12 protein-coding genes are annotated in these 16154 nt (G+C 56.8%); 7 read left to right on the top strand and 5 right to left on the bottom strand.

What is annotated here, in order from left to right:
• The first annotated feature begins 17 nt into the window (after positions 1 to 17).
• Positions 18 to 176 (top strand): hypothetical protein, encoded by a 159-nt coding sequence (locus ABIE59_RS05280; RefSeq protein ID WP_167392876.1) that lies wholly within the window; start codon positions 18 to 20, stop codon positions 174 to 176.
• 13 nt (positions 177 to 189) lie between these two features.
• Here the strand turns inward: ABIE59_RS05280 and ABIE59_RS05275 are convergent, their stop codons facing one another.
• Positions 190 to 3303, bottom strand: coding sequence for an efflux RND transporter permease subunit (locus tag ABIE59_RS05275; RefSeq protein WP_106693889.1), 3114 nt, complete (start codon positions 3301 to 3303; stop codon positions 190 to 192).
• On the bottom strand, positions 3303 to 4469 hold the full coding sequence (locus ABIE59_RS05270; RefSeq protein ID WP_354444921.1) for an efflux RND transporter periplasmic adaptor subunit: 1167 nt from the start codon (positions 4467 to 4469) through the stop codon (positions 3303 to 3305). Before ABIE59_RS05270 ends, ABIE59_RS05275 begins: the two co-directional genes overlap by 1 nt.
• Positions 4470 to 4637: 168 nt before the next feature.
• Here ABIE59_RS05270 and ABIE59_RS05265 point away from each other — a divergent pair, with 168 nt between their 5' ends.
• Both ABIE59_RS05265 and ABIE59_RS05260 read left to right on the top strand, forming a co-directional pair.
• Positions 4638 to 5240 carry a TetR family transcriptional regulator gene (locus ABIE59_RS05265; protein WP_106693891.1) on the top strand — a complete coding sequence of 201 codons (603 nt, stop codon included), beginning with the start codon at positions 4638 to 4640 and terminating at the stop codon, positions 5238 to 5240.
• Positions 5241 to 5328: 88 nt separating this feature from the next.
• On the top strand, positions 5329 to 6777 hold the full coding sequence (locus ABIE59_RS05260; protein ID WP_244178176.1) for a phospholipase D family protein: 1449 nt from the start codon (positions 5329 to 5331) through the stop codon (positions 6775 to 6777).
• A 122-nt stretch (positions 6778 to 6899) separates the two neighbouring features.
• Here the strand turns inward: ABIE59_RS05260 and ABIE59_RS05255 are convergent, their stop codons facing one another.
• Complete coding sequence (locus tag ABIE59_RS05255; RefSeq protein ID WP_354444918.1) at positions 6900 to 8492, bottom strand: isocitrate lyase; 1593 nt, start codon at positions 8490 to 8492, stop codon at positions 6900 to 6902.
• A gap of 302 nt (positions 8493 to 8794) precedes the next feature.
• On the opposite strand from ABIE59_RS05255, the gene ABIE59_RS05250 reads away from it, so the two are divergent.
• From ABIE59_RS05250 to ABIE59_RS05240, 3 genes are read left to right on the top strand one after another with little or no spacing between them, the layout of a single operon-like run.
• Positions 8795 to 10282: a DUF1538 domain-containing protein gene (locus ABIE59_RS05250; protein ID WP_354444916.1), complete on the top strand. Its 1488-nt coding sequence runs from the start codon at positions 8795 to 8797 to the stop codon at positions 10280 to 10282.
• Positions 10279 to 10629: a P-II family nitrogen regulator gene (locus ABIE59_RS05245; protein ID WP_354444914.1), complete on the top strand. Its 351-nt coding sequence runs from the start codon at positions 10279 to 10281 to the stop codon at positions 10627 to 10629. Before ABIE59_RS05250 ends, ABIE59_RS05245 begins: the two co-directional genes overlap by 4 nt.
• Positions 10630 to 10642: 13 nt before the next feature.
• Positions 10643 to 11032: a CBS domain-containing protein gene (locus tag ABIE59_RS05240; protein WP_354444912.1), complete on the top strand. Its 390-nt coding sequence runs from the start codon at positions 10643 to 10645 to the stop codon at positions 11030 to 11032.
• 20 nt (positions 11033 to 11052) lie between these two features.
• Here the strand turns inward: ABIE59_RS05240 and ABIE59_RS05235 are convergent, their stop codons facing one another.
• The gene (locus tag ABIE59_RS05235) at positions 11053 to 12999 is read right to left on the bottom strand and encodes a CASTOR/POLLUX-related putative ion channel (protein ID WP_354444910.1); all 1947 of its coding nucleotides are present in this window, start codon (positions 12997 to 12999) and stop codon (positions 11053 to 11055) included.
• Between the two features lie 76 nt (positions 13000 to 13075).
• Here ABIE59_RS05235 and ABIE59_RS05230 point away from each other — a divergent pair, with 76 nt between their 5' ends.
• A complete protein-coding gene (locus ABIE59_RS05230) occupies positions 13076 to 14320 on the top strand; it encodes a hypothetical protein (RefSeq protein ID WP_354444908.1) in 1245 nt (414 codons plus the stop codon).
• A gap of 5 nt (positions 14321 to 14325) precedes the next feature.
• Here the strand turns inward: ABIE59_RS05230 and dauA are convergent, their stop codons facing one another.
• Positions 14326 to 16071: a C4-dicarboxylic acid transporter DauA gene (gene dauA, locus ABIE59_RS05225; protein ID WP_354444906.1), complete on the bottom strand. Its 1746-nt coding sequence runs from the start codon at positions 16069 to 16071 to the stop codon at positions 14326 to 14328.
• Positions 16072 to 16154: the final 83 nt, after the last annotated feature.

Here is a 16154-nt window from a genome sequence, read left to right as displayed (position 1 = left end):
AATTTGCGGAGCCATGGATGGCGGAGCAGAAGCGCCACATGGATGTGCCGCAAGGAGCGTTTTTTGGACAGGCCTTCCCGACACGGCTTCGCACTCCAATGAAGGATAACAAAGAAAAAACCGCCGAGGTCGGAAACCCGCGGCGGTTTAGTCGCTATCAATACGATAGGCGCTGAAAATCAGGCCACCTCAGGCAGCCTTCTTGCGGTTACGCCGCCAATCGGCAAGATCTTCGATCAGCTTGTAGAACAACGGCACGAAGAACAGCGCCAGGGTACTGGCAGCCAGCATACCGCCCACCACTACGGTACCGATTTCCTGACGGGAAACCGCACCCGCACCGGTACTGAAGGCCAGCGGCATGGAACCCACGATGAACGTCAGTGCTGTCATCATAATGGCCCGGAAACGCTGCCGTGCAGCGGTGCTGGCAGCATCAAAGGAACTCATGCCACTTTTCCGGTTCTGGGCGGCAAATTCCACGATCAGAATGGCGTTTTTCGCAGCCAGGCCAATCAACACCAGCAGGCCCACCTGGAAATAGATATCGTTGGGGAAACCACGGAGTAACGATGCCAGAGCAGCACCAAAGACACCGAACGGCACAGCCGTCGCCACCGCTACCGGCAAGCCCCAGCGCTCGTACTGCGCCGCCAGTATCAGGAACACCAGCAGCAGGCCCATGCCAAAGGCGAGAATGCCGGAATCGGCGGAATCCTGCAGCTGATAGGCTTCACCGGTCCAGCCCAGCAGGGTATTGCGATCAAACTGTTCAGCAGCAACTGCCTGCAGGGCTGTCAGGGCATCACCGGTCGTATAACCGGGCGCCGGGTCAGCCAACAGCTTGGCCGCCGGATACACATTAAACCGGTTCAGGATGTCCGGGCCGCTGACCCGTTCCAGTTCCACCAGGGAACTCAGTGGAATCATCTCGCCGTAGCCCGAACGGACAAACACCCGGCGCAGATCGTCCGGATGACTGCGGAACTCACCCTCCGACTGCAGGTTTACCTGCCAGTTACGGCCCTGCAGAGTGAAGTCATTCACGTACAGGCCACCGAAGGTGCTCTGCATGGTGGTGAAGATCTGATCGATTGGCACGCCAGCTGCCTGGGCTTTTTCCCGATCCACGTTGGCCTGGTAACGGGGAATGCCTGTGTCGAGAGTAACCCGCACGTTTTGCAGCTCTGGCCGGGCATTGGCAGCCTGAGTGAACTGATCAGCGATAGCCTTTATCTCGGTCGACGTCCGACCACCCCGGGCCTGGATGTAGCCCTCGACGCCACCGGTCGTGGACAAGCCCTGAATAGGCGGCGGAGTGAAGGCAATCACGAAGGCTTCCGGCATACCAAAGCCGATGCCCATGATTTTATTGGCAATATCGGCGGCCTTCTGTCCCTCGCCTTCCCGCTCGGCCCAATCCTCCAGAGTCACGAAGGCGACACCGCTGTTGGTGCGCAAGGCGCTGGAGATGATGTCAAAGCCGGCAAAAGACACCACATCTTTCACTTCCGGCAACTGCATCATCTGCTCAGCCAGCTCGTCTCGGGTATTGGCTGTTCGGCTCAGGGCCGATGAAGGAGGCAACGAGTAGGCCGCCAGCACAAACCCCTGATCCTCCTGGGGCACCAGGCCCGAGGGCATTTTGTTCAGCAGAAAGGCAGTGCCGCCAATCATCGTTACAAACAGTAGCACGCCTATAACGGCATGCCTCAGCAGCCAGTCCACTACGGCGGAGAAGCCCTTGGTGAGCTTTTCAAAACCGGCATCGAACCAGCGGAATACGGTCAACTGTTTGCCCTCGTGACCCAGCAACAGAGCACACATTGCGGGGGTCAGCGTGAGCGCCACCACGCCTGAGATCACCACCGAGACAGCAATGGTGATGGCAAACTGCCGGTACAACTCACCACTGAGCCCCCCCAGGAAGGCCACCGGCGCGAACACGGCAACCAGCACCAGGGTGGATGAGACCACCGCGCCCGATACTTGCTGAATGGTCTCCACCGCCGCGTCGTAGGAGGACATGCCCTGCTCTTTCATCAGGCGCTCGGCGTTTTCCATGATGATGATGGCGTTATCCACCACCACCCCGATGGCCAGTATCAGCCCGAACAGCGTCAGCAGGTTGACCGAGAACCCAAGGGCCTGCATGCCGGCAAACGTGCCGATCAGGGATACCGGGATGGCAATTAACGGAATCAGGGTCGCGTTGAAATGTTGCAGGAACAGGAAGGTGACCAGCACCACCAGTAATACCGCCACGATAAAGGTAGAGATCACCTCCTGAATGGAGATATCGATGAACAGGGTCGTATCGTAAGGAGCGTCGTATTCCAGCCCTTCCGGGAAACGTCCCGAAATTTCTTGCATAGCGGCATTCACTGCTTCAGCAGCATCCAACGCATTGGCCCCGGGCTGCAGATACACACCAATGGGCACCGTCGCACCGCCATTGTAGGTGGCCGAAAAATCGTAATTCTGCGCACCCAACTCGATGCGGGCAACATCCTTCAATCTCAAGGATGCTCCCTGTTCATCACTGCGCAGAATAACTTCGCCAAACTCTTCCGGAGTGGTCAGGCGACCCGGGGCCGACACGCTGAAGGTAAATGCCTGCCCCTCCGGTGCCGGTTCCGCTCCGATACGGCCAGCGGCAAACTGGGCATTCTGGGCGCGCAAGGAATTGGCCACATCGTCAGGAGTCAGCTCGAACTGAGCCAGCTTGTCGGGACGCAGCCAAACTCGCATGGAGTAATCCTGGGCACCGAAAAGAGAAGCATCACCAATGCCTGGCAAACGCACCAGCTCGTCGAGGACATTCAGCAGGGCATAATTTGAGATTTCCACCACATCCATGCTGTTATCTGGCGAAGAAAGGGTAACAACCTGGAGGATCGATGTGGAACGCGCCTCTACCTTCAACCCTTGGTCACGTACCGATTGCGGCAAGCGCGCCAGCGCTTGCTGAACGCGGTTATTGACGTTAATGGTTGCCTGGTCAGGATCCGTTCCGATCTCGAAAGACACTGTTATCTGGAAAATGCCTGAGTCGGTGGCGCTGGACTCCATGTAGATCATGTTATCCACACCGTTGATTTCCTGCTCCAGCGGTGCCACCACCGAATCAGAAATCACATCCGCGCTGGCGCCCGGAAAACGCCCATCAACCACAACCTGAGGCGGCACCACATTGGGGTACTGCTCTACAGGCAATCCGATCAGTGCCAGAAGGCCGCCGAGGGTGATGATGATAGAAACAACTGAAGCAAAGATAGGACGATCAATGAAAGTACGAAGCATCAGCCAGCACCTCCCTCGTCGTCCGGGTTGGTCACTTCAACCCGGGAGCCATCGCGCAGGTTAACAAGACCACTTACGATGTAAAGATCTCCGTCTTCCAATCCGCTCAGTATGATCTGGCGGCCGCCACTCACCGGACCAAGCTCAACTTGACGAGCCTGAGCGGTGTTTTCATCACTTACTGTAAATACCACAGGGCCATCAGGGCCCTGAGTCACCGCCTTCTCAGGAATAGCGACGGCATTTTCAAAATTCTGCAATTCAACCCGCACACGCACAAACTGGCCGGGCACAATCTCATTTTCCGGATTGGGGAAGATTGCCCGCGCCGACACCGTGCCTGTTCGAGGGTCCAGAGTGGATGCCGTAAAGTCTATCCGGCCATCCAGCTCATACTCCTGGCCGTCAGCGAGGACAAGGCGGGCAGCCACTTCCTGCTCTATCGCATCGCGCATGCCTTCGCGCGCAGCTCGGCGAATGCTGGCATCGTTCTCCGGCAAAGCAAAGCGCACATGGATAGGATCCAGCTGAACAATCGTGGTAAGCAGGGTACCCGTGCTGATCAGGCTGCCCTCCGGAAAATCCTCAAGGCTGGTGACCCCACTGATCGGGGCTTTCACCGAGGTATAACCAACATCCAGCTCTGCCTGAGAAATCCCGGCACTGGCAACCGCGAGGTTAGCCTGAGCCAGTTCCAACGCTGACTGGGCAGCATCCCTTTCACGCTCACTGACTGCATTACGCTGGAACAAAGACGATATCCTGTTCCACTCGCGCTCCGCCTGGCGCAAATCTGCCTCGGCCATTTGGCGTTGAGCTTTAGCCCCCTGCAGCGCAGCCTCCGCAGGCTTTGGATCGATCCGGAACAGCGAGTCACCCTCTCGCACCATCTGACCTTCTTCGTAAAGGCGCTCTTCAAGAATACCCTGGATACGCGCCCGAACTTCGACCTCCCGCGCTCCACGCGCGCGGCCAGCGTAGTCTTGCCGTACACTGATGTCTGACGCCTTCGCCCGCTCAACTACAACAGCCGCCGGGGGCATACCATCGCCCTGCTGGTCTCCTGCATCGTCGTTACTGCATGCGCTGACAATCAACAGAGAGGACAATACTGCACAAACCTTTGCGGTGCGGGCCCATGGCCCGGATGCGTTATCAATACGCATGGCGGTGTCTCCTGAAAACCGGTTGACTATGTTAAACGCCCCAACTATGAAAGGAGGGCGGATTTCCTATACCCTGAACGTCGTGCCAAAATACATCCAATCATGTATGTAAGCAAACAAGATTCCTTTATACTTCGTTTTTCCACAATTAGATGACTGTGATTTACCATGGCCCGTAAAACAAAAGCCGAAGCCGAAGCTACGCGGGAAGCGATTCTTGATGCGGCTGAATGCATCTTTATGGACAAAGGGGTTGCAAAAACCTCACTGGAAACAATTGCCCGCAAGGCTGGTGTTACCCGAGGCGCCGTGTACTGGCATTTTCGTAACAAGGCAGACGTCCTGGACGCCATGCTCGAGCGGGTCAGGGCGCCGCTGAGCAAGATGATGGATGAAACCGCAGAAGCAGATCAGGGGCTTGAAAGCCTGAAAAACCTGTGCATTATCGCTCTGCGCAAGCTAGCCGAAGATACCCGCTACTTTCGGGTATACAAGATCCTGTTCCATCGCAACGAATCTGACCAGGCCATCGCCAAGCATAGGGAACTGGCCCTGGAAGCCACCGAGTTTTTGACCGAAATCCTGGAGCGCCCGAGCAACCGAGCAAAACTACACCCTGAACTGACTCCGGCGCAAGCCGCCTACCTGCTCCACACACAGATGCTGGGTCTGTTCTTTGACTGGCTGGCAGATCCGGAAAAGTGGCCGCTAAATGACATTGCCCCCATATTTGTCGAAAGTAGTTTCCGTGGCCTGCTGTTACGGCCCTGAACCCTTACGAACCTGCGCATTTGCGCTTTCCTTGCTGATATTGGCAGGCTGCGCCCTGCCAGTTCTCGAACAAAAAACGCAACATTATGTGGCCCCTGATCATGTTACCACTGATACCCGCCTGGGCCGCGCCTGGCTTTCCAAGCGCCAGACCAACCCCGATTTATCCGGCATCCACCCGCTGGCCGATGCTCACGACGCCTTCACGGCCCGAATTCTTCTCACGGGGGCTGCCGAGCAGACGCTAGACATTCAGTACTATATCTGGCGTGCCGACATTACCGGCACGTTATTGCTGGAGTCTTTGTTGTCCGCAGCTGACCGCGGTGTTCGCGTCCGCCTGCTGCTTGACGACAACGGTATTCGAGGCATGGATGACGCCCTCGCGGCCTTGGCTGAACAACCCAACATACACATCCGGCTGTTCAACCCCTTTGTGGTTCGCTCGCCCAAATGGCTTGGCTATATCACCGATTTTTCACGACTTAACCGGCGAATGCACAACAAATCTTTTACCGCCGACAACCAAGTTACTATTATTGGCGGCCGTAACATCGGCGATGAATACTTCGGCGCCACAGACGGCCTGCTATTTTCAGATCTTGATGTCCTGGCTGCGGGCGCGGTCGTGGACGAGGTCTCAGCCGACTTCGATAAATACTGGAACAGTCCGTTCAGTTATCCGGCACAAACACTGCTACCGAAAGCAAGTGGGAGCGCAAAACACATGCTCCACCGGCTCAAGCAACAACAGAATGCCGCCAGGGCCCAACATTACCTGGAAGCCATTGAAAACTCAGAACTAACGGAACAAATAGTTGATGGCAATCTCTCTTTATTGTGGGCACCAACCCGCATGATCAGTGATCCACCCGGGAAAATCGCAGACAAAGCCCAACAAAGAGCCATGCTCAGCCATCAGCTACGTAATGCCATTGGCGAGCCGAAAACCGCCCTGACCCTGATCTCACCCTACTTTGTTCCGACCGCCGAAGGCTTGGATTATTTTCGGAATCTGGCCGGACAGGGCATTCGGGTCCGCATCCTGACCAACTCCCTGGAGGCGACCGATGTTGCCGCTGTTCATTCGGGATACGCAGGCTACCGTAAACCACTGATCAAGGCCGGAGTGGAGCTGTTCGAAATGCGCAAACTGGGCAGCGATTCCATAGAACCCCACGAATCTAAAAGGCCCTTTGGCAACTCAGGTTCCAGCCTGCACGCAAAGACCTTCATTGTGGACCACAGAGACGTGTTTATCGGCTCGTTTAACTTCGATCCCCGGTCAATTAACCTCAACACTGAACTTGGCTTTGTCATTGAAAGTGAAAAACTCGCTGGAAATATGGAACGGGAGATCAGTTCATTGCTGCCGAGCAGCAGCTACCGGGTGCGACTTGATTCCCGCGACCGCCTGTATTGGGTTGAACAGAACCCGGATGGCAAAACCATTCACACCAAAGAACCCTATACATCGGCAGGCATCCGCACACTGGTATTCCTGATGTCACTACTTCCTCTTGAACCGCTCCTCTGATCAGAAACTGAATTGCGATACAGTTCAAGCATCTGAAAGAAAACCCCGCAAAGCAAAAGCCTTGCGGGGTTTCTGGTAGCTGGCAGGCAATGAGTGCCTGCCGGACAACCGGAACCGGTCGATTAACCGAACTGGTTCATGGTGTTGTCTTTACCACCGGCCTTCAGAGCCGCTTCACCAGCGAAGAACTCTTTGTGGTCATCACCGATGTTGGAACCGGCCATGTCCTGGTGCTTCACAGTCGCGATGCCCTGACGGATTTCCTTGCGCTGAACACCTTCAACGTAGGCCAGCATGCCTTCGTCACCGAAGTAGCCTTTGGCCAGGTTGTCGGTAGACAGGGCTGCAGTGTGGTACGTCGGCAGAGTGATCAGGTGGTGGAATACACCAGCTTCACGGGACGCATCACGCTGGAAGTTACGGCACCACTCGTCAGCCAGCTGGCCCAGCTCAGTGTTGTCGTACTCGGCGCTCATCAGCTTGGCGCGGTCGTAGGCAGATACGTCTTTGCCTTCTTCCTGCATGGCATCGAATACCTGCTGACGGAAGTTCAGAGTCCAGTTGAAGGACGGGCTGTTGTTGTAAACCAGCTTGGCGTCGGGTACCACTTCCTTGATGCGGTTAACCATGGCAGCGATCTGGCCAACGTGCGGCTTTTCAGTCTCGATCCACAGCATGTCGGCGCCGTTCTGCAGGCTGGTGATACAGTCCAGAACAACACGGTCTTCGCCAGAGCCCGGCTTGAAGCAGAACAGGCCAGAGGCCAGGCGCTTCGGCTTCAGCAGCTTGCCGTTGGACTTGATCACAACGTCGCCGTTCTCGATCTGGGAAGCGTCTTCGATGTACTCGCCGTCCAGGAAGCTGTTGTACTGGTCACCCAGGTCACCCGGCTCGTTGGTGACAGCGATCTGCTTGGTCAGGCCAGCACCCAGGGAGTCAGTACGGGCAACGATAACACCGTCGTCCACACCCAGTTCCAGGAACGCCAGACGAACCGCGTTGATCTTGGACAGGAAGTCGGCGTGCGGAACGGTTACTTTACCGTCCTGGTGGCCACACTGCTTCTCGTCAGATACCTGGTTTTCGATCTGGATACAGCAAGCACCGGCTTCAATCATCTGCTTGGCCAGCAGGTAGGTTGCTTCGGCATTACCGAAACCAGCGTCGATGTCGGCAATGATCGGCACAACGTGAGTTTCGTGGTTGTCGATCTGCTTGATCAGCTCAGCGGCCTTGGCGCTGTCGCCAGCGTTTTCAGCTTCTTCCAGGGCACGGAACAGGTGGTTCAGTTCCCATGCGTCAGCCTGGCGCAGGAAGGTGTAGAGCTCTTCGATCAGGCCAGATACAGCAGTCTTCTCATGCATGGACTGGTCAGGCAGCGGGCCGAACTCAGAGCGCAGGGCGGCAACCATCCAGCCAGACAGGTACAGGTAACGACGCTTGGTGGTACCGAAGTGCTTCTTGATGGAGATCAGCTTCTGCTGACCGATGAAACCGTGCCAGCAACCCAGAGACTGAGTGTACTGGGAAGAATCGGCATCGTACGCAGCCATGTCTTCACGCATGATCTTGGCGGTGTACTTGGCGATGTCCAGACCAGTCTTGAATTTGTTCTGGGCGCGCATACGGGCAGCGTGCTTCGGGTTGATGGCATTCCAGGTCGGGTTCTGCTTCAGGATGGAAGCGATTTGGTCGACGTCTTGTGCGTAGGGCATGATCTCTATCCTTTCTACGTTTATATTCAAAAGGGTCGGAAACGCTGCTGCCAGCAGCTTCCGGAGCCAGCCACCTGCTTATACAACCCGGCAGGGGATGACGTTGGGCGTAACTTTAGTGCTTTCCGATTTATAATTGAAATTTATATGGTGTATTTTCGGCATTTTTTGTATGAATATGGAAGGCAGGGCGTCGTAGGATTGAGCGGGGTCATTGTCCCGGACGCCCACCATGCTACTATGCCCACTGACCATGACACTTTTCAGAAACGGACGCCGCACCGGGGCAACAAGACTCCCAAGTGTTTTACCTGAAATCGTTTGGCCGCGCACTGCTGCACGCACTCAAGAACCTGCTGCCGATCGTTGTTGTGGTCGCTTTCTTTCAGTGGGTTATCCTGCAACAGATTCCCGATGACCTCGGCAGCATGGCTGTTGGCTTGCTGGTTGTCGCTGTCGGCGTTGCTCTGTTCCTTCAAGGCCTGGAGCTCAGCATCTTTCCCGTTGGTAAAAGCCTTTCCAACCAATTCACCAGGCGCGGCTCCATCACCATATTACTCGGTTTCGGCTTTGCCATGGGATTCTCCGCCGTGATCGCTGAGCCCGCTCTGATTGCCGTTGCCGAACAGGCTCAGAGTATCAGCGGGGGCCGGATTCAGGCCTTCACACTGAGGGTACTGGTGGCACTGTCGGTGGGACTGGTGGTGGCGCTCGGAATATTCCGGACCATCTTCGGCTACCCCCTTCACTGGTTCATGATCGCCGGTTATGTCACCGTGGTGATCGTGACCTGGTTTGCGCCGGAAGAGATTGTCGGCCTTGCCTATGACTCCGGCGGTGTCACCACCAACGTGGTTACAGTGCCTCTCATTGCCGCTCTGGGCATCGGCCTGGCCGCGTCCATCCGGGGGCGCAACCCGCTGATTGATGGCTTTGGGCTGGTTGGGCTGGCGGTCATGGTTCCGATGATTACCGTTCAGATCTACGGCATGGCTGTGTACGCGGGCAGCCCACCAAGCGGTGAACTGCTTATTACCGATGACGGCGACAATGAAGCGCCTGCCGGAGCAGTCGCCATGCTGCTGGATCTCGCGGAACTTGTCCGGGATGTCCTGCCCATCATTCTCACCGTGATAATCTTTCAGTACCTTGTGCTTCGCAGGAAACTGAGTAACCCACGCAAAGTGGCTTTCGGCTTTTTACTGGTGATACTCGGCCTGTACGCCTTTGTCGTCGGCCTGAAAATGGGCCTGTTCCCGATCGGCACCAGCATGGCCGAGCAACTTACGGCCCGGGATAATCTGGCCTACATTTACCTTTTCGCTTTGTTGATTGGCTTTGCCACCACGATGGCCGAACCTGCCCTGATCGCCATCGGCAAACAGGCGGAGGAAGCCGCTGCTGGCGAGATCAACGGAAGTGTCATTCGCTTTCTGGTGGCGGCTGGGGTCGCCATTGGCATTACCATCGGTGTGCACCGCATTATCACCGGAGATTCCATCCACTACTACATCATGGGCGGCTATGTTCTGGTTATCCTCCTGACCGCACTCGCTCCAGGGTATATTGTCGCCCTGGCCTTTGATCTGGGTGGGGTGACCACATCCGAAGTCACGGTTCCGCTGGTGACAGCGCTGGGCATTGGGCTGGCCTCCAGTATCGAGGGGCGAAATGTATTGATTGATGGTTTCGGGTTGATTGCATTTGCATCCATTTTTCCCATTGTTACGGTGATGGCATACGCCATCCTTTCGCAACTTCTTTCAGATCAAAGGAAGGCACTCCAATGAAATTTTCGGCATTGGTCGCGATCGTTCCGGAAGACCTTGAACAGGAATGCATAGACGAAGCCCGGGAACTGGGCGCCGGAGGCATCACCGTGATGTCTGGCCGGGGGATCAGTAACACGGCCCATAAGACGTTTTTCGGACTTACCTACGATGGCAGCCAGAGTGTCTTGGTGATGGTGCTTGAAAAAGCACTGTCGCTGGAGATACTCAAAGCCCTGCAAAAGGTGGTCATGCCCGATCGCAAAGACTCTCAGGGCCTGATTTTCACCGTGCCTCTGGAACATCTCGGGGGCATCGATATGGCCCAGGTCGAAAAGTTCGAACAACACCTGAAAGATTCACTCTGATCGGAGCGCTGCGATGAAGCTGGTCAAAGATGTAATGGTTACCGAGATCATCAGGACTTCACCCTTCTCGACACTGCGTGAGGCCCTGTCACTGATGAAACGCCACAAAGTGAAGTCTCTTGTGGTTGACCGCCAGAACGAGCATGACGCCTGGGGGCTGATCACTTACACCAACGTGCTTAAGGCTGTCATCGCTGAAGACGGTGATATTGATCTGCTGAACGTTTATGACGTGTGCGCCAAGCCGGTGATCAGCGTTGGTGAGAGCCTTTCGCTCCGACACGCCGCCAGCCTGATGACAGAGCATCGGGTAAAGCGCCTGCTCGTTCTGGCAGACAACGAACTGAAAGGCTTCGTGGTGATGGACGACATCATGCAGGCACTTCTGGACACCATTGAATAAGCGCCACCACCACAGGGATATCAATTTCTGGCGAGTACCAGCAACTGGTCACCTTCACCCAGATCCAGATAATAGTTCCGGGGCGGGTTCATCACGAGGCGACGACCACGTTCATCGGCCACCATGCGGTAGAGACCGAGTGCGATCTCCCCTTTTTCCGCGACGATTTTCTCAAGCAACTGGAAATCCGTGCTGGCGGGCAAAGGATAATCGTGAGGGTCGCGGAACTGAATCTCCGCGCCACCCACGGTGAACAGTTCATCCAGCACCACCCGAAGCTCGCGACGCAGGGCGACCTGAGCCAGCACATGACTGAGCACCATGGGTGTAATCAGCATCTCGCTTCGATTCGCGTATAACAGGTGCCGGTTATCAGGATCGCTGAGTTCCATGATCACCTGTGGCCGGCGGGGCGACTCTGCCAGCAGATCTTCCAGCTGCAGGTAGCCCACCATGGCCCTGGCATCGGCTTCTTCACCGGAACCAACCCGATCACTGCTCAGTAGCATAACCGTGTCATAGCTGGCAGGGTCAAGGCGGCGCAGATCATCCTCAACCATGTAATCCGCTTCGAGCAGTCGGCCATTAACCGCCAGCAAGTCTGCGCCATATCGACTGATCTCACGCCGCCGCTCATCAACCGGCACGGTGGATACCAGATCCAGCTCAAACCTCCGGCCACGATAACTGCCGAATTCCGATATAAGGCTCGGTACCCGCCGGCTCCAGCCCAGCACCAGTATCCGCTGCCCTGCGGAAGTACCCTGAACAGGCGGAACCACCTCCCCCCGTTCAATCAGGTCAAGGGACTCGGCCTTCGGATCGGGCCCGGTATCATCATAATCCCTGGCCATCAGAACCACCCGGTCCTCATTACCAACAATGGTATCTGTCGGTGCCAGCAGGTTCACATGCCAGCCACCCTCAGGCCTCGATTGAAGTAGGCCGAGCACAATGGCTTTCGGCCGGTTGGCCGCCAGCTCCGCCAGGGTTTGACCTTCTGCTGTTTCTCCCCCACGAACGAAAATTTCATTGCCGTCACCCGCCGTCAACAGCTCGTTGTATACCTCAGAGAGGTGAGGGTGGAGCACGTTCTGAACCAGCAACCGACTGATCGTTGCATCACCTGCCACCACCTCGATAGCCCCAGGATAGGCACGCTCGATCACCGATAACTTACGCATATCCTGAATTTCAACCACTACGAAAGGCAAGGGCACATCCAAATGACGGGCTTGAGCGGCGATGGATAACAAGGCCTTCACAGATTCAACGTCAGAGGTCACCAGACTGCCCACATCGTGAACATGGCTCGGCACAATCACCGCCGCTGCATCCAGGCAGGCCACACGATGAAGGGCCTCGGGCTGGATTGCGGAGCCTGACCGCAGAATGACCTCCCGGGCGCGCCGACCGACGCCGGGTTCGCTCATCAGGTCGTGCACTTGCGCCGCACTCGCCTCGTGCGCCAGTACAACCATTCGGAGTTTATGGGTATCGTGTTTTTCCAGAAAGCGTCGCATTCGCCCGGTGGAGCCGAACAACTCAGACACCAGCGGCGGTGTTTGCGCGCTCCAGCCAAGGACCACGAAGTGATTTTTCAGCGTAACCGGGGTCAACCCGCGCTCCAGCTCCGCCATTTTGGCGATCAGCCAGCGGGTCAGTATGGCGACCAGGGTGCCCATGAACACCACATAGCCAAGCACGGTCAATAGCGTAGAAACGATCCGCTGCCAGGTGCCGACATCGTCTCCCAGATACCCAGGGTCCGTCAGGCGCAGGAATGCCCACCAGACGGCGGAGCCGGGGTCGTCAAACTCCCCACCCTGAGGCACCACCAGTAACCCGCCGATCAATGATATGAGGCCGATAAAAAACCCGACCACCAGCAACTGAAACCCGGCCCCCTTGACGAGCTGGCGCTCCAGGACGAACTTCAGGCGATCAACAACCCGGAATGGCAGCATGGAGCCCTCTTTTTTTGCGAACGGTGAATGTTGCACATAGGATAGAACAAAGCCCGGCCGTAAGGTGTCCTGACCCGTGACTAAAATCTCAATCTGCCGCTGGCGCTTGCAGTGGCCTGCCCTGCTCCTGGCTTCGGCGCTGGCGTCCACGGCCAGCGCCAGCAGCACCGCCCATATTCCACAGCCCTGGCGGGCCGATGCCGTGGTGCTTGGTAGGGATGAGCCCTACGACACCGAGCGTTTTCTGCATGAACTCACCTTTGACCACCGCCAGCACATGCCGGCAGCCACCGACAACGGAATACGCGGCACCGGCGGCAGCGTCAGCAGTCGACGGCTCTATTACGATTTCCGGTTTCGCCAGGATTTCGGGTTCCGGGACAACCAGAACGGTTTTCTGCTCGACATTCAGCGCAGTGAAGACCTGGACGGCCCTTATCAGAGACAACTGGTCGGTTTCCGTCAGAATCTGGGCCAAAACACCGAAGTCTGGCTACAGGGTGATGTGTATTCCGACAAGGCAGAGTCCGACATCTATCTGAGCGCCCGCCACCACCTAACAGACCAGAGCTGGCTTCACGGCAGCGTGATATTGCCAGACTACTACTTTAACGAAAAAACCGACACCACCGACCGTTTCGACAAAGAACCCAGGTCCTTTTTTCTCCAGTGGCACCGGGAAGCACACCACGCCGGCGCGGGCACTACTGTATCGATCAACGCTTCTCCGGATGCCCGCTTCATCAGCCGGCGGCAGAACCTGACCGTCAGCAACGAAACGCTGAGAGTGGCCATCAGCCATGGCCAAACGGCGGGGCAATGGCTAGTCCGGATGCATCTGGAGGGAGAGCATACCCGGCGAGAGTATCAGTTACAGGCACCAGAGGAGAATCAAGCTTCGGCATTTGAGCGGGATCATCTCCGCGCCCATGTTTCAGCTTCCCTGACGCATCACCACTTGTCGCCAACGCTGGGGCTGGCCTGGCTGCAACTGGACGAGACAGGGTACTTTGGAAGAGAGCTGAATGATCACGGCAACATCCGCCGGCGGGAACCGACCGTGTTCGGTGAAATCACCTTGCAGGCAAGCCAACACACCAGCATCAGCCCCGGCATCTATCTCAGTGCGCCGGAGATTCGACAAACCTTTGAACGCGCGGAGGATCAGCGCAGGCACACCGGCTTTACCGGCAAACTGGCGGTGCCCATCGAAACCCGGCTCACTGCCGACAACCAGTCAGTATTAACCCTGAACCCCACCTTCTATCTGCACAAATTCGGCTTTGGCGGCGGGAACCTGCAACTGCACTGGCCGATGTAAGCGGATCAAAGCATCTGCGGGGCACTGCGGCGGGAACTGAGAGTTTCAAGAGCCGAGGCCAGTGATGGATAGAAACTGCTAACACCCGGTTCTGGCTTGAGCCCTGCCCGGGCCAATGTTCGAAGCGGCTGAAACTGAAGATCGGCAATCATCACTTCGGCGCCGGTTCTTCGGCACTGGTCAATCAGTTTGTTCAACGCTGCCAGCCCGCCAGCATCCAGTACGGTCACGCCGTCCATATACAGTACAAAGCCGCGAGTTTCCTGCGACAGGTCCGCCAACTCACCGAACACCCGGTCAGCGGCAGCAAAGAACAGCGGACCATTAATCTTGAACACCCGCCAGCCTTTCGGCAGCCCGGCCTGCACCACGCGCTTGTTGTCGGTTATGTCTGTCACCTTAGTCATTTGTGCCATTTCACGCATGAACAGAACCGCCGCCAACAACACCCCGGTGGTGATGGCAATCACCATATCCAGCGCGACTGTCAGGCTGAAACAGGTCAGGAACACGAGTACGTCGCTGCGTGGGGCGGTTTTCAGCAAATGCACGGCTTTGGGGGCTTCGCTCATGTTCCAGGCCACCATGATCAACAGGGCAGCCATGGCCGGCATGGGCAGGTAAGCCAGAATACCCGCCAGTGACACCAGCGCCAGCAACACCACGAGGGCATGAACCATGGCCGCCACCGGCGACTGTGCCCCGGCCCGATAGTTGGCAGCAGACCGGGCGATGGCGGCGGTGGCAGTAATCCCACCGAAAAACGGCACCACGATATTGCCTATACCCTGCCCCATCAGCTCACTGTTGGCGCTGTGGCGCTTGCCAGTCATGCCATCCAGCACAACAGCACACAGAAGGGACTCAATGGCCCCGAGCATGGCAATGGCAAACGCAGCCGGCAGCAGCTCACGAATCATGCTCCAGGACAGGCCCACCGGCTCACCCTGGGCATTCAATTGCTGCCAGGGCCAGACAAACTCGGGAAGAAAGGGGGGAATACCGGCACCGGTACTGCCATCAGGCAACAGATAACTGAACCGGGAACCGATGGTCTCTATGGCAGCGCCATTGGCATTGAACCAGATTGCCAACAGGCTTCCGATAATCACCGCAGGCAAATGCGGCGGCACCGGCGTTTTCAGCCGGGGCCAAAGCAGCATGACAGCCAGGGTAATGGCCGCCACCAGTGTGCTCATGGAATCCAGCGCTGGTAACTGCTGGGCCAGCACCGCCAACTTGTCCCAGTAGTGCTCCGGCATGACCTCCACGGACAGGCCGAAAAAGTCTTTCACCTGCAGGGTGGCGATGACCACGGCAATACCGCCGGTGAACCCCAGGGTGACGGATTCCGGGATATACTCGATAAAACGGCCCAGGCGCATCACCGCCATGATCACCAGCAGCACCCCGGACATCAGGGTGGCCAGTAGCAGGCCACCGAGCCCGTAACTCTGGGCAATCGGGTACAGGATCACCACAAATGCCGCAGTGGGGCCAGAGATGCTGTAACGGCTGCCGCCGAACAGAGCAATCACAAAACCGGCAATGAAGGCGGTATAAAGGCCATACTGGGGGGCAACACCGCTGGCAATCGCCAGCGCCATAGCGAGGGGGATGGCAATGATGCCAACGGTAACGCCGGCCATCAGGTCTTTCAGGAAACGGCTACCGGTATAACGCTCATCCACACAGGCTTCACGGACTGCATGGGCCATTCTCAGTGAAAACAGATGCGAGCGATGCGACATGGGCACTTCCCGGTTGCGACTATAGCTCAGTCATTATATGCTCATTGATATTACATTCAATGTTAACTTGATTAACATAAGTG

The sequence above is a fragment of the Marinobacter sp. MBR-99 genome (assembly GCF_040547575.1).
In the GTDB taxonomy this organism is placed as follows: domain Bacteria; phylum Pseudomonadota; class Gammaproteobacteria; order Pseudomonadales; family Oleiphilaceae; genus Marinobacter.
This window is presented reverse-complemented; position numbering and strand designations above follow the sequence as displayed.

Coding starts and splice junctions, on each gene's coding strand:
- ABIE59_RS05240 (WP_354444912.1), top strand. CDS start 10,643: ATGAAGCTGGTCAAAGATGTAATGGTTACCGAGATCATCAGGACTTCA.
- dauA (WP_354444906.1), bottom strand. CDS start 16,071: ATGTCGCATCGCTCGCATCTGTTTTCACTGAGAATGGCCCATGCAGTC.
- ABIE59_RS05265 (WP_106693891.1), top strand. CDS start 4,638: ATGGCCCGTAAAACAAAAGCCGAAGCCGAAGCTACGCGGGAAGCGATT.
- ABIE59_RS05245 (WP_354444914.1), top strand. CDS start 10,279: ATGAAATTTTCGGCATTGGTCGCGATCGTTCCGGAAGACCTTGAACAG.
- ABIE59_RS05270 (WP_354444921.1), bottom strand. CDS start 4,469: ATGCGTATTGATAACGCATCCGGGCCATGGGCCCGCACCGCAAAGGTT.
- ABIE59_RS05275 (WP_106693889.1), bottom strand. CDS start 3,303: ATGCTTCGTACTTTCATTGATCGTCCTATCTTTGCTTCAGTTGTTTCT.
- ABIE59_RS05255 (WP_354444918.1), bottom strand. CDS start 8,492: ATGCCCTACGCACAAGACGTCGACCAAATCGCTTCCATCCTGAAGCAG.
- ABIE59_RS05235 (WP_354444910.1), bottom strand. CDS start 12,999: ATGCTGCCATTCCGGGTTGTTGATCGCCTGAAGTTCGTCCTGGAGCGC.
- ABIE59_RS05280 (WP_167392876.1), top strand. CDS start 18: ATGGCGGAGCAGAAGCGCCACATGGATGTGCCGCAAGGAGCGTTTTTT.